General features: G+C 66.7%; 13 protein-coding genes. 8 read left to right on the forward strand and 5 right to left on the reverse strand.

Annotation, left to right across the window (positions count from 1 at the left end; genetic code table 11):
• Nucleotides 1–17: 17 nt before the first annotated feature.
• Nucleotides 18–1,247: a lytic murein transglycosylase gene (locus AC1D2L_RS13945; RefSeq protein ID WP_476846465.1), complete on the reverse strand. Its 1,230-nt coding sequence runs from the start codon at nt 1,245–1,247 to the stop codon at nt 18–20.
• A 363-nt stretch (nt 1,248–1,610) separates the two neighbouring features.
• Between AC1D2L_RS13945 and rnk the strand changes: the two genes are divergently transcribed.
• On the forward strand, nt 1,611–2,036 hold the full coding sequence (rnk, locus tag AC1D2L_RS13950) for a nucleoside diphosphate kinase regulator (protein WP_476846466.1): 426 nt from the start codon (nt 1,611–1,613) through the stop codon (nt 2,034–2,036).
• A 17-nt stretch (nt 2,037–2,053) separates the two neighbouring features.
• Here the strand turns inward: rnk and galE are convergent, their stop codons facing one another.
• Nucleotides 2,054–3,043: a UDP-glucose 4-epimerase GalE gene (gene galE / locus AC1D2L_RS13955; RefSeq protein ID WP_476846467.1), complete on the reverse strand. Its 990-nt coding sequence runs from the start codon at nt 3,041–3,043 to the stop codon at nt 2,054–2,056.
• A gap of 179 nt (nt 3,044–3,222) precedes the next feature.
• Here galE and AC1D2L_RS13960 point away from each other — a divergent pair, with 179 nt between their 5' ends.
• From AC1D2L_RS13960 to grxD, 6 genes are all read left to right on the forward strand, one after another.
• Nucleotides 3,223–4,104: a UTP--glucose-1-phosphate uridylyltransferase gene (locus AC1D2L_RS13960; protein WP_476846468.1), complete on the forward strand. Its 882-nt coding sequence runs from the start codon at nt 3,223–3,225 to the stop codon at nt 4,102–4,104.
• 28 nt (nt 4,105–4,132) lie between these two features.
• The gene (locus AC1D2L_RS13965; RefSeq protein ID WP_476846469.1) at nt 4,133–5,014 is read left to right on the forward strand and encodes a methyltransferase domain-containing protein; all 882 of its coding nucleotides are present in this window, start codon (nt 4,133–4,135) and stop codon (nt 5,012–5,014) included.
• 129 nt (nt 5,015–5,143) lie between these two features.
• Nucleotides 5,144–5,581, forward strand: coding sequence for an acyl-CoA thioesterase (locus AC1D2L_RS13970; RefSeq protein WP_476846470.1), 438 nt, complete (start codon nt 5,144–5,146; stop codon nt 5,579–5,581).
• Nucleotides 5,582–5,714: 133 nt separating this feature from the next.
• Nucleotides 5,715–7,925 carry a phosphoribosylformylglycinamidine synthase subunit PurL gene (gene purL, locus AC1D2L_RS13975; protein WP_476846587.1) on the forward strand — a complete coding sequence of 737 codons (2,211 nt, stop codon included), beginning with the start codon at nt 5,715–5,717 and terminating at the stop codon, nt 7,923–7,925.
• A gap of 147 nt (nt 7,926–8,072) precedes the next feature.
• Complete coding sequence (locus AC1D2L_RS13980) at nt 8,073–8,309, forward strand: BolA family protein (protein WP_476846471.1); 237 nt, start codon at nt 8,073–8,075, stop codon at nt 8,307–8,309.
• 60 nt (nt 8,310–8,369) lie between these two features.
• A complete protein-coding gene (gene grxD, locus AC1D2L_RS13985; protein ID WP_476846472.1) occupies nt 8,370–8,705 on the forward strand; it encodes a Grx4 family monothiol glutaredoxin in 336 nt (111 codons plus the stop codon).
• 28 nt (nt 8,706–8,733) lie between these two features.
• Here grxD and AC1D2L_RS13990 read toward each other — a convergent pair whose 3' ends face one another.
• The 3 genes from AC1D2L_RS13990 to tlpA form a co-directional block, all read right to left on the reverse strand.
• Nucleotides 8,734–8,979, reverse strand: coding sequence for a DUF1272 domain-containing protein (locus AC1D2L_RS13990; protein ID WP_476846473.1), 246 nt, complete (start codon nt 8,977–8,979; stop codon nt 8,734–8,736).
• 67 nt (nt 8,980–9,046) lie between these two features.
• Nucleotides 9,047–10,777: a carbamoyltransferase family protein gene (locus AC1D2L_RS13995; protein WP_476846474.1), complete on the reverse strand. Its 1,731-nt coding sequence runs from the start codon at nt 10,775–10,777 to the stop codon at nt 9,047–9,049.
• An 89-nt stretch (nt 10,778–10,866) separates the two neighbouring features.
• Nucleotides 10,867–11,451 carry a thiol:disulfide interchange protein TlpA gene (gene tlpA, locus AC1D2L_RS14000; RefSeq protein ID WP_476846475.1) on the reverse strand — a complete coding sequence of 195 codons (585 nt, stop codon included), beginning with the start codon at nt 11,449–11,451 and terminating at the stop codon, nt 10,867–10,869.
• Nucleotides 11,452–11,517: 66 nt separating this feature from the next.
• Here tlpA and argH point away from each other — a divergent pair, with 66 nt between their 5' ends.
• Nucleotides 11,518–12,909, forward strand: coding sequence for an argininosuccinate lyase (gene argH, locus AC1D2L_RS14005; RefSeq protein WP_476846476.1), 1,392 nt, complete (start codon nt 11,518–11,520; stop codon nt 12,907–12,909).
• Nucleotides 12,910–12,911 lie beyond the last annotated feature (2 nt).

Raw genomic sequence — 12,911 nt, forward strand, 5'->3', positions numbered from 1 at the left:
CCAAAACGCGCTCGACGTCAGCGGGAGGCGCGCATCCGTGCCAAAAGGGCCGGGGTCGGGTAGCCGTCGGCGATCTCGCCCGCGCGCAGTTGGTACTGCCGCACGGCTTCACGCGTGCCGGTCCCGATGCGGCCGTCGGCGTCATGGCTATAGAGCCCAAGAGCCTTGAGCCGGCGCTGCACATCCTGCGTCGCGGCCTTGTCGAGGCGCGGTGCCTTGACTGGCCAATCGGCCTGGATCTCCGGCCGACCCATGATGCGGTCGCCGAGATGGCCGACTGCGAGCGCATAGGCGTCCGACGAGTTGTATTTCTTGATGACGTCGAAATTCTCGGTCAGCAGCAAAACCGGCCCGCGATGGCCGGCGGGGTAGAACAGGCGGCCCTCGCCCGAGGAGGGGAGGGTGCGGCCATCGGCGCGGCGCACGCCGGCCGAACCGAAGGACGAGAAACTGGCCTTGTTGAGCTTGTGATCGAAGCCGTCCGGCAGCGTCACCTCGATGCCCCAGGGCAGGCCTGGCACCCAGCCATAGCCCTTGAGATAGTTCGCGGTGGAGGCCAGCGCGTCGGAGGTCGAGCTCCAGATGTCGGCATGGCCGTCGCCGGTCCAGTCGACGGCATATTTCATGTAGCTCGACGGCATGAACTGGGTGTGACCCATGGCGCCTGCCCAGGAGCCGCGCAGCTCGGAGCGCTCGACATGGCCCTTCTGGATCAGTTCGAGCGCCGTCAAAAGTTCATCGCGGAAGAAGTCGCCGCGGTAGCGGATCTGGGCCAGCGTCGCGAGCGAGCGGATGGTGTCCTTGTCGCCCTTGAACGAGCCGTAATTGGTCTCCATGCCCCAGACGCCGAGCACGATCTCCTTGGGCACGCCGTAGCGCGCCTCGATCTGCGCCAGCACGGTGGCGTTGCTGGCCGCGGCCTCCCGGCCGCGCGCGATGCGGGTGCCGCCGAGCGCGCTGTTGAGATAGCCCCAGATCGGCGCGGTGAACTCGGACTGCTTCTTCGTAAGTGCAACGATGGACGGATCGGGTGTCAGGCCGCGAAAGGCGAGATCGAATGTGGCACGCGAGATGCCGCGCGCCTGGGCCTGGGGCCAAAGCCCTTTCAGGAAGGCATCGAAGCCGGAGGCCGGGACGGCTTGCGCATCGCGGGCACGCGCGGCCGATGTATTGATCGAGCCGGTCGTCTGCGCCAGGGCCGGAGCCAGACTGATCAGGGCCGCAGCGGCGATGACGGACAGGCGCATGGGTTTCCTCGGCGGCTTCAGAGTCACTCGACGCCTACAGCGCCCGAACAAGATTAACCGAAGGTTAAGCGGGCGCAATCGGCCAGCGCCCCGGCCCCCGGAAACGGCTGCGATTTGACAAGAAGGCGGCACTGGCGGCAGCATGGCGCCATGAACAGCGCCTCCCAGCTCCGTCGCGGCCGCCATCGGTCGGGCAACCTCATCGCGGGCCACTAGCCCCGGGCCTGTCGCGCTGCGCGCCTCGGGCACGGGGTGCAAGGCGCTTTGAATTCCTCTCCCATTCGATTGCGGTTCTGACAGACCTGCGCCGAGGCTGAAGCCTCGGCCGGACGTGCTGTCGCCGCGCCACCAAGCGAGACTGCCATGACAACCCGCACAAGGGGCCGCTCGCGGCCCGCCATCGTCGTTACCTCTCAGGACCACCACATGCTGAGCCGCATCGCGGAAGGGGCGAGCGACACCATGCCCGAGCTGGCGGCCGAACTCAGTCTCGAGCTGGACCGCGCCCGCATCCTGCCCGAAGGCCGCAACTCGGCCGAGCATGTCCGCATCGGCAGCTCCGTGACCTATCGCGACGAGACCACCGGCAAGGAAGCGACCGTGACCCTGGTCTGGCCGCAGGATGCCGACATCGCCGCCAGGAAGATCTCGGTGGTGACGCCGATCGGCGTGGCGCTGATCGGCATGGCCAGCGGCCGCTCGATCGACTGGACGACGCGCTCGGGCGAGGTCAAGCGCCTCACCGTGATCGAAGTCCGCGATCCCCTGGACCTGCGCGAGCCCGCCTGAGCGGGCCCGCTGCGGCCCTAGAGCGCGTTGCGGGTCTTCAGCGCCTCTTCCCATGCCAAGGCCTGGCGGACGATCTCGCCGAGGTCGTCATGCTCGGGCTGCCAGCCGAGCTCGGCGCGGATGCGGTCGGCCTTGGCTACCAGCGACGCCGGGTCTCCGGCGCGCCTGCCCGAGAGCTTCACGGGGAAGTCGACGCCGGAGACCTGCTTCACGACGTCGATGACCTCGCTGACCGAATAGCCGCGGCCATAGCCGCAGTTCAGGGTCAGGTTCGCACCGCCCGCGCGCAGATGGTCGAGCGCGGCGAGATGGGCCCGGGCGAGATCGGTGACATGGATATAGTCGCGCACGCAGGTTCCGTCCGGCGTCGGATAGTCCGTGCCAAAAACCTCGAGCCCGGCGCGCTGCCCCAGTGCCGCCTGGCTCGCGACCTTGATCAGATGCGTCGCATTCGGCGAGGATTGGCCTGAGCGACCCTTGGGATCGGCCCCGGCGACGTTGAAGTAGCGCAGCGCGACATAGGTCAGGCCGTGGGCGCGAGCGACATCGGCGAGCATCCATTCGCTCATCAGCTTGGAGCGGCCATAAGGGTTGATCGGGTTCAGCGCGATGTCCTCGGGCACCGGAGAGACCTGTGGCTCGCCATAGACGGCGGCCGTCGAGGAGAAGATCACGTGCCTGACGCCGCCACGCACGGCGCTTTCCAGCAGCGCGCGCGTCTTCACGGTGTTGTTGAGGTAGTAGCCGAGGGGATCGCTGACGGAATCGGGCACCACGATCCTTGCGGCGAAATGCGCGATCTCGGTGATCCCGTGCTCGGCGATGACGCGTGCCACAAGCTCCTGGTCGCCCATGTCGCCGCGGACGAGGGTGGCTTCCTTGGGCACCGCCCACCAGAATCCGGTCGAGAGATCGTCGAGCACGACGACTGATTCGCCGCGATCGAGCAGTTCGAGGACCATGTGGCTGCCGATATAGCCGGCGCCGCCCGAAACCAGAATCGCCATATGCTGTCCTGTCTGCCGGATTGGAATGAACCCCCTCTACGCAAAAAACGTTGACGAGCCATCAAGGTCGTTCTGCTATCGCCGTCCGCCGGCCGCGTTCATCGGGGGTTGTGAACCGTGTCGCTAATTCATTCTCTCTCGCCGCCGCATACCCGGTCAGGCACGCGAAATGGACAATCATGACGAAACGCATCCGCAAGGCCGTTCTTCCCGTCGCCGGCCTCGGCACCCGCTTCCTGCCTGCGACGAAGGCGATCCCCAAGGAAATGCTGACGATCGTGGATCGCCCCGTCGTCCAGCATGTGGTCGATGAGGCGCGTGCCGCCGGCATCGAGCATTTTGTCTTCATTACCGGCCGAAACAAGGCGGTGATCGAAGATCACTTCGACCTCGCCTATGAGCTCGACGACACCCTGCGCAAGCGCAACAAGATCAAGGAGCTGGAAGGCCTCCTGGGCGATCTGCCCGCCGCCGGCGCCACCAGCTTCACCCGCCAGCAGGCGCCGCTGGGCCTGGGCCATGCCGTCTGGTGCGCTCGCGACATCATCGGCGACGACGAGCCCTTCGCGCTGCTCCTGCCCGACATGCTGCATCACAGCCACGGCAAGGGCTGCCTGGCCGAGATGATCGAGGCCTACAACAAGCATGGCGGCAATCTCATCGCGGTGGCGCCCGTGCCCGACGACCAGACCCACCAATATGGCATCGTCGGCGTCGAGGACACCAAGGCCAAGGTCTCGAAGGTGACCAAGATGGTCGAGAAGCCGGCCAAGGGGACTGCGCCCTCGAACCTCCACATCACCGGCCGCTACATCCTGCAGCCGACGATCTTCAACCTGCTCGCCAACCAGGAGCCGGGCGCCGGCGGCGAGATCCAGCTGACCGATTCGATGATCGCGCTCTCGCGGCTCGAGCCGTTCCATGCGGTACGCTTCGACGGCGACATCTACGACACCGGATCGAAGATCGGCTTCCTCACGGCCAACATCGCCTATGCGCTTGACCGCGGCGATCTCGGTCCGCAACTGCGCGAGGAAATCGAGCGACTGCTGGAGCGTTGAGCCGCGGCGTCCATCCGGGAGCCCCGCAATGAGCGGTACGGCCATTATCTTCGACCGCGCGCTGGTCCGGCAACGTCTGGGGCGCGCGCTGGCGGCGGGCTATCCCGATTTCCTGCTGGCGCGTGCGGCAGAAGACCTCGACGAGCGGCTGGCCGCCGTGCTGCGGCGCTTCGCGCTTGCCGCAGATCTCGGAACCGCGCTGCCGGTCGCGGTTCCGGTGCTCCGGGGCAAGGCGGATGCGGTGTTGCGCATGGCAGAGGCGCCGGGTGGCGATGCCGCAGTGGTCGGCGATCTCGAAAGTCTGCCTTTCGCGCCCGCCTGCCTCGATCTGGCTGTTTCGCTGCTCGCCTTGCATGGGGTCAACGACCTGCCCGGCGCGCTGATCCAGATCCGCCGTGCCTTGAGGCCCGACGGGCTGTTCATGGGCTGCCTGCTCGGCGGACGCAGCTTGCAGGAGCTGCGTCAGGTGCTGCTGGAGGCGGAGGCCGAAACTTCGGGCGGCGTCTCTCCCCGGATCGCGCCCTTCGCCGATCTCCGCGACATGGGCTCGCTGCTGCAAAGGGCAGGCTTTGCCCTGCCCGTCGTCGACAGCGAACTCGTCACCGTACGCTATGGCGACATCTTTGGACTGCTGCGCGACCTGCGCGCGCTCGGCTGGACCAATGCGCTGGCCGACCGGCGCAAATCGGGCTTGCGGCGCGACACGCTGGCGCGGGCGGCGACGCTCTATGCGGAGCGCCATGCCGATGCCGACGGGCGCCTGCGGGCGACGTTCGAGATGGTCTGGCTTTCAGGCTGGGCTCCGCATGAGAGCCAGCAGAAGCCGCTGCGTCCAGGCTCCGCCAAGGCGAGGCTCGCCGATGCGCTGGGCGTGCCGGAGATCGGGGCAGGGGACAAGGCTGGCGCGTGAACCACACCGTCATTGCGAGCGAAGCGAAGCAATCCAGTCTCCTAGAGCACGACGCCTGCCTGGATTGCTTCGCTTCGCTCGCAATGACGACACGGCCTGCTCAACACCTGCCATGACGGGGAAATGCCCATGACCACCCGCCAGCCCCGCCTGTCTCGCGACGCCTTCGCGCTGTTCCGGCCGATCCCGACCCGCTGGCACGACAACGACGTGTTCGGGCACGTCAACAATGTCGTCTATTACTCCTGGTTCGACACCGGCGTGAACGCCTGGCTGATCGAGAACGGCTTTCTCGATCCGCAGACCAGCCCTGTGGTGGGGCTCGTGGTCGAGACCACCTGCACCTATTTCGAGAGCGTCGCCTTCCCCGAGACCGTCGAGATCGGGCTCGGCGTCGAGCGGCTGGGCTCGAGTTCCGTGACCTATCGCCTCGGGATATTTCGGCAGGGCGCGCAGCTTGCCGCGGCCCAGGGGCGCTTCACCCATGTCTACGTCGAGCGGTTGACGCAGCGGCCGGTGCCAATCCCGGATGCGCTGCGCAACGCACTTCAGGCGCTCGACGCGTAAACGCAACCCCGTTCCGGGCTGGAATGCGTTGTCTCCGGCCTTGAGTCACGCTATGCCCCGCGCAATCGAAAGCTGGCTCCAAGGGCCGGTAGGCGCCGGCCGTTGCGGCCGGATCATCAGGAACCGTCGCGCCGTGATTCCCAACGACATCAAGATAACCCCGCAGCTCGTGGCCGAACATGGCCTGAAGCCGGATGAGTATCAGCGCTTCCTGCACCTGATCGGGCGCGAGCCGACGATCACCGAACTCGGCATCGTCTCGGCGATGTGGAACGAGCATTGCTCGTACAAATCCTCGAAACTCCACCTCAAGACGCTGCCGATCAAGGCGCCCTGGGTCATCCAGGGGCCGGGCGAGAATGCCGGCGTCATCGACATCGGCGACGGCATGGCGATCGTCTTCAAGATGGAGAGCCACAACCACCCGTCCTTCATCGAGCCCTACCAGGGCGCGACGACCGGCGTCGGCGGCATCCTGCGCGACGTTTTCACCATGGGCGCCCGCCCGATCGCGGTGCTCGACGCGCTGCGCTTCGGCTCGCCCGACCATCCGCGCACCCGTCATCTGGTTTCCGGCGTGGTCGCGGGCATCGGCGGCTACGGCAACTCCTTCGGCGTACCGAATGTCGGCGGCGCCACCGGTTTTCACAGCCGCTATGACGGCAACATCCTCGTCAACGCAATGGCGGTCGGCATCGCCCGCGCCGACGAGATCTTCTACGCCAAGGCTTCCGGCGTCGGTAAGGCGATCGTCTATCTCGGTTCCAAGACCGGCCGCGACGGCATCCATGGCGCGACCATGGCCTCGGCCGCTTTCGGCGAAGGCGCCGAGGAGAAGCGCCCGACCGTGCAGGTCGGCGACCCCTTTGCCGAAAAGCTGCTGCTCGAGGCCTGCCTCGAGATCATGGCCGCTGGCCATGTCGACGCGATCCAGGACATGGGCGCGGCCGGCCTGACCTGCTCGGCCGTCGAGATGGGCGCCAAGGGTGATCTCGGTGTCGAGCTGAACCTCGATGCCGTGCCCTGCCGCGAGGCCGGCATGAGCCCCTATGAGATGATGCTGTCGGAGAGCCAGGAGCGCATGCTCATGGTGATCAAGCCCGGCCATGAAGAGCCGGCCGAGGCGATCTTCCGCAAATGGGGCCTGGATTTCGCGGTCGTCGGCTACACCACCGACAATCTGCGCTTCGTCGTGAAGCACCAGGGCGAGACCATGGCCGACCTGCCGATCAAGGAGCTCGGCGACGAGGCTCCCGAATATGACCGGCCCTGGGTCGAGACGCCCAAATCCGCCGTCATTTCGGCCAGCGAGGTCAAGCCGCCGGTCTCAACCGCGGACGCCCTGCTCAAGCTCGTCGGCTCGCCCGATCTCAGCTCCAAGCGCTGGATCACCGAGCAGTACGACACGCTGATCCTGGGCAATTCGGTGATCACGCCGGGCGGCGACGCCGGGCTGATCCGGATCGAGGACGGGCCGAAGGGCCTGGCCATGACCGCCGATGTGACGCCGCGCTATTGCGAGGCCGACCCCTTCGAGGGCGGCAAGCAGGCGGTCGCTGAAGCCTGGCGCAACCTGACCGCCGTGGGCGCGACGCCGCTTGCCGTCACCGACAACCTGAACTTCGGCAATCCGGAGCGGCCCGAGGTGATGGGCCAGCTCGTGGGCTGCATCAAGGGCATCGGCGAGGCCTGCCGCGCGCTCGACTTCCCCGTGGTTTCCGGGAATGTCTCGCTCTACAACGAGACCAACGGCGTCTCGATCCTGCCGACGCCCACGATCGGCGCCGTCGGCGTGCTCGCCGACGTCACCAAGCACGCCACTGTCGCCTTCAAGGGCGAGGGCGAAGCCATCATCCTGCTCGGTGAGACCACGGGCTGGCTCGGGCAGTCGGCCTATCTCGGCACGGTCTGCGGCCGCGAGGAGGGCGCCCCGCCGCCGGTCGATCTTTCGGTAGAGCGTCGCAACGGCGAGTTTGTGCGCAGCTTGATCGCGGCCGGCCGTGTTGGCACCTGCCATGACCTGTCGGATGGCGGTCTCGCCGTCGCGCTCGCCGAAATGGCGATGGCACGCGGCATAGGCGCCACGATCGAGCAGCTCCCCGCCGGCCCGGCCCATGCCGTGCTCTTCGGCGAGGACCAGGCGCGCTATGTCGTCGCGGTCCCGCAGGCTGCGGCCGATGCCGTGCTCACTGAAGCCAAGGCTGCCGGCGTCCCGGCGCTGCGTCTGGGCACCACGGGCGGCGCGTCGCTCAGCTTCGCCGGCGAGGGCTCGGTCGAAGTCGAGGCGCTCAAGAGCGCCCATGAAAACTGGCTGCCCGACTACATGGCCGGCAAGGCCGCCTGACCACCCACTCCAGCGCCGCTTTCGTCATTGCGAGCTTAGCGAGGCAATCCAGACACGAAGAGCTCTACGCCTTCCTGGATTGCTTCGTCGCTTCGCTCCTCGCAATGACGGGAAGGCGGCGACCCGTGACTACAGGAGACGACTGCCATGGCGATGGATGCACATGAGATCGAGGCGATGATCAAGGCGGCGCTGCCCGATGCGACTGTCGTGATCAAGGACCTCGCCGGCGATGGCGACCACTATTCCGCGACGGTTACCTCGGCCGCGTTTGCCGGCAAGAGCCGCGTGCAGCAGCACCAGATGGTCTATGCGTCCCTGCAGGGGAACATGGGCGGTGTGCTTCATGCCCTTGCACTGACGACTTCGGTTCCCCAGAATTAGAACCAGAGCATTCACGAAGACCTTGCCAGCGGGCCTTGAACCCGCCTTTGGAGACGAACCATGACCGACGTCAACGCCCGCATCGATGCCGAAGTGAAGTCCGCCGATGTGGTGCTCTTCATGAAGGGCACGCCGCAGTTCCCGATGTGCGGCTTTTCCGGCCAGGTCGTGCAGATCCTGTCCTATGTCGGCGTGCCGTTCAAAGGCGTGAACGTGCTCGAGGATCAGGAGATCCGCGAGGGCATCAAGGCCTATTCGAACTGGCCGACCATCCCCCAGCTCTACGTCAAGGGCGAGTTCGTCGGCGGTTGCGACATCACCCGCGAGATGTTCCAGGCCGGCGAATTGCAGACGCTGCTGGAAGAGAAGGGCATCGCCGTCAAGCAGGCGAGCTGATCTCACGCTCAAGCCGTAACGAACATGATCAGGCCGCGCATTGCGGGTGCGGCTTGGTCACGCGCTCGCGCGAGGCCGGATATGTGTCGAGCTTGCCAGCCGGCCTGATCGGGCGGCGCACCAGTTCGCCCCCGCAATTGGGGCAGGCGCCGTCGAAGCGCGCGTGCGCGCAATCGGCGCAGAAGGTGCACTCGAAGGTGCAGATCATCGCCTCGCGGCTGTCGGGCGCGAGATCGCGGTCGCAGCATTCGCAGTTCGGGCGTAATTGCAGCATGAGGCCTTCCTCCGATGCGGTCGATGGGACGTAATAGCCTGGCCGCCAGCAAATCCTGCCGCTCGGCTCACTTCACCAGCAGCCAATCGTCGACGACCAGGGCATCGAGTCCCGAGGTGTAGAACATCAGGATCGCGTCCTCGGCCGTGTGCAGGATCGGCTTGCCCATGACATTGAACGAGGTGTTGAGGATCACCGGCACGCCGGTCAATGCGTGAAAGGCCGAGATCAGCGCGTGGTAGCGCGGGTTGCGCTTGGCCGTGACGCTTTGCAGGCGGCCGGTGCCGTCCTCATGCACGACGGCGGGCACATGGCGCCGCACAGCATCCTTCCAGACCAGCGTGCGCTCCATATAGGGCGCATCCTGGTAGTTCTCGAACCAGGCCGGGCCGTGCTCGGCCAGGATCGAAGGCGCAAACGGGCGAAAGGCCTCGCGGTACTTCACCTTGGCGTTGAGCAGGTCCTTGGCGTTGTCGGGGCGCGGATCGGCCAGGATCGAGCGATTGCCGAGCGCGCGCGGCCCGAATTCGGCGCGGCCCTGGACCCAGCCCACAAGCTTGCCCTCGGCCAGCAACCCGGCTGTCACCGGCGCGATCTCGTCGGGTGCCAGCCTGCGCAGGCGCGGCTCCCAGGCCTGCATGCGCTCGAAAGGTTCGGTCGATACACCGGAGCCGAGATAGGGCGATGCCGGTCCCTTTGGCGCGCGCCAGCCCGGATTGGCCTGCGCGTGGCTAAGCCAGGCGGCGCCGATCGCATTGCCGTCATCGGCGGGCGCGGAGGGGACAAAAACCTCCTTGAAGCCATGGCGCCCGATGATCTTGCCGTTGAAGGACGAATTCAGCGCGCAGCCGCCCGCCAACACGAGATTGTCGCAGGCGACCAGCGCCGCGGTCTCCGCCAGCAGGGCCGCCATCATCTCGGCAAAGACATCCTGCCCGCAGCGGGCGAGGTCGGCCCAACCGGCCTCGGTCGCCTTGGCTGGGCGCAACGCGAGTATCTCGGCGCTGACGGCGCGCACGGTCTGCGCATCGGCAAAGGAAAGCTTGTGGCCCTCGATGCGATAGAGCTTTCGCAGCAGCGCCATCAGCGCGTCGTCGGTTCGACCATAGGGCGCGAGCCCCATGATCTTCCATTCCTCGCCCTTGGCCTGGTCGAAGCCGGCGAGATCGGTGACGAGCCCGAAATAGAAGCCGATCGATTCGCGGCCGCGATGGCGCTTCACCTCGGCGATCGCGCCATCCTTGAGCGCGAAGATGGCCGAGGCGCCGGTTTCGCCCATGCCGTCGACGACGAGGCAGGCGGCATTGCTGAAGGGCGAGGACCAGCAGGCGTAGGCCGCGTGGCTGAGATGGTGCCCATGCCGGCTCAGGCCGACGATATCGGCGCTGCCGAAGGCACGGTCGAGCGCCAGCAGCGTGCCGAGGCCAGCGCGTTGCTGGGCGTGATGCAGCGAGGCGATCAGGGCGCGTTCGGTCCGCTCGGGCACCAGCGAGCGGTTGAGCTGCGGCGACAGCGTGAGCAGCGCATCGAGCGAGAACGAGCCGGCGCGGCCCATCTGGTCGAGGAAGCCACTGAAATCCTGGCCCCAACTCGTCGCGATCCGTACCGAGGCGTCGGGCGGAATATAGCGCCGGACGAGGTCTTCCATGCGCGGCGCCAGATCGGCATCGCAATTGGGCGCGCGCTTGTATTGCAGGTAGCGCTCGGTCGCCTCGGCGAAGATGACGACGCCATCGGGATCGAGAATCGCGACGGCAGGATCGTGAAAGGTCGTTGCCAGCCCTATCGTATAGATCATGCCATCAAGCTAAGGGGCGGGATCGCGAGGCGCAACACCGCCGTCCTGTTACAGGCTGCCCGGCCTGGAGCCTTCCGGCGGGCGCGGCTTCAGCGCCCGCTTGCTGCAGAAAGCAGGGCCTTGGAATCGGCGCTCGCCCAATCGGCAGGACCCTGGATGATGCCGAGCTCGCAGCCGGTCTTGTCGACGATCAGGCTGACCGGCATGCCCTCGACCTTGCGCGTCGTACGCAGCACCTGGAACACGCTCGCCTGCGGGTCGCTGTAATAGCCGAGGGTGGAGACCCTGTTCTCGGCGAGCCAGGTCTTGGGCTTGTCGAGATTTCGCGTGTCGATGTTGATGGCGACGACGGCGAAGTCCGGTCCGCCCATGTCCTTCTGCAAGGTGTCGAGCGCCGGCATTTCCTTCAGGCAGGGCGCACACCAGGTCGCCCAGAGATTGACCAGCACCGTCTTGCCCTTGAAGGCGGCGAGCGTGGTGGGCTGGCCGTCGGGACCGGTGAAGGCGAGCTCGGGTGCCGGCTTTGGCCGGGCGTGAACCTCGACTGCGGCGACCTCGCCCCGGGCCAGGGGGGCCATGGAGGCAGCCGTCTTCGTCGCGGCGGCGCATGATGCGTTGCCCGCATCGCCAAGGCCGGAGTAGAAGGCTGTGCCGCCGAGGGCCAGGAGGGCCACGGCCCCGGCGGCGTACAGGATTTTCGATCGAGACCTCATCGCGCCCTAGAAGCAGGAAAGACCGTCGTGAGCAATCGTATGTGGGGTGGACGTTTCGCCACGGGGCCCGACGCGATCATGGAGGAAATCAACGCCTCCATCGATTTCGACAAGCGCCTCTGGCGCCAGGATATCCGCGGTTCGCTCGCCCATGCGGCCATGCTCGCCGAGACCGGCATCCTGACGAGGGATGATGTCGCGACGATCAAGGCCGGACTCAAGCAGGTCGAGGGTGAGATCGAGGCCGGCTCGTTCACGTTCTCGCGTGCGCTCGAGGACGTGCACATGAATATCGAGAGCAACCTCAAGGACAAGATCGGCCTCGCCGCCGGCCGCCTGCACACGGCGCGCTCGCGCAACGACCAGGTCGCGACCGACATGCGCCTCTGGGTCCGCGACACGCTCGACGAGATCGACGCCCAGATGGCCGATCTCCAGCTCGCTCTGGCCGAGAAGGCCGATCTCTATGCCGGCGCGGTGATGCCCGGCTTCACCCATCTGCAATCGGCACAGCCGGTCACCTTCGGCCACCATCTGCTCGCCTATGTCGAGATGCTGTCGCGCGATCGCGGTCGTGTCCGCGATGCCCGCACCCGCATGAACGAGTGCCCGCTCGGCGCCGCCGCGCTCGCCGGCACCTCGTTCCCGATCGACCGGCACATGACCGCCAAGGCGCTCGACTTCGACCGGCCGACCGCCAACTCGCTCGATTCGGTCTCCGATCGCGACTTCGTGCTGGAGACGCTGTCGACCGCTTCGATCTGCGCGATGCACCTGTCGCGCCTGGCCGAGGAGATCGTGCTCTGGGCGACGCCGCAATTCGGCTTCGTGCGGCTCTCGGACAAGTTCTCGACGGGCTCGTCGATCATGCCGCAGAAGCGTAATCCCGACGCTGCGGAGCTGGTGCGTGGCAAGGCCGGTCGCGTGTTCGGTGCGCTGCAGGCCATGCTGACGATGATGAAGGGCCTTCCGCTGACCTATTCCAAGGACATGCAGGAGGACAAGGAAGGCACGTTCGACGCTCTCCAGACCCTCTCGCTGTGCCTGGCCGCCATGGCCGGGATGATCCGCGACATGGAGCCCGACCTGAAGGTCATGAAGAAGGCCGCCGGCCTCGGCTATGCCACCGCCACCGATCTCGCCGACTGGCTGGTGCGGGTGCTGAAGATGCCGTTCCGCGACGCGCATCACGTCACCGGCCGCCTTGTCGGCCTCGCCTCCGAGAAGAAGATCGGGCTGGAGAAGCTGACGCTGGCCGAGATGCAGGCGGTCGAGCCCCAGATCACCGAGGCCGTCTTCGCCGTGCTCGGCGTCGAGCAGTCGGTCAAGAGCCGCGTCAGCTATGGCGGCACGGCGCCGGCGAATGTGCGCAAGCAGGCCAAGAGCTGGCTCAAGCGGCTGGCCAAGGAGCGCGGCTGAGC

This window comes from Allobosea sp. P1_B10 (assembly GCF_056406735.1).

Excerpts from the sequence above, each read along its gene's own strand:
- AC1D2L_RS13995 (WP_476846474.1), bottom strand. The coding sequence starts at position 10,777 with ATGATCTATACGATAGGGCTGGCAACGACCTTTCACGATCCTGCCGTC.
- AC1D2L_RS13970 (WP_476846470.1), top strand. The coding sequence starts at position 5,144 with ATGACCACCCGCCAGCCCCGCCTGTCTCGCGACGCCTTCGCGCTGTTC.
- AC1D2L_RS13960 (WP_476846468.1), top strand. The coding sequence starts at position 3,223 with ATGACGAAACGCATCCGCAAGGCCGTTCTTCCCGTCGCCGGCCTCGGC.
- AC1D2L_RS13945 (WP_476846465.1), bottom strand. The coding sequence starts at position 1,247 with ATGCGCCTGTCCGTCATCGCCGCTGCGGCCCTGATCAGTCTGGCTCCG.
- AC1D2L_RS13980 (WP_476846471.1), top strand. The coding sequence starts at position 8,073 with ATGGCGATGGATGCACATGAGATCGAGGCGATGATCAAGGCGGCGCTG.
- rnk (WP_476846466.1), top strand. The coding sequence starts at position 1,611 with ATGACAACCCGCACAAGGGGCCGCTCGCGGCCCGCCATCGTCGTTACC.
- galE (WP_476846467.1), bottom strand. The coding sequence starts at position 3,043 with ATGGCGATTCTGGTTTCGGGCGGCGCCGGCTATATCGGCAGCCACATG.
- AC1D2L_RS13965 (WP_476846469.1), top strand. The coding sequence starts at position 4,133 with ATGAGCGGTACGGCCATTATCTTCGACCGCGCGCTGGTCCGGCAACGT.
- grxD (WP_476846472.1), top strand. The coding sequence starts at position 8,370 with ATGACCGACGTCAACGCCCGCATCGATGCCGAAGTGAAGTCCGCCGAT.
- AC1D2L_RS13990 (WP_476846473.1), bottom strand. The coding sequence starts at position 8,979 with ATGCTGCAATTACGCCCGAACTGCGAATGCTGCGACCGCGATCTCGCG.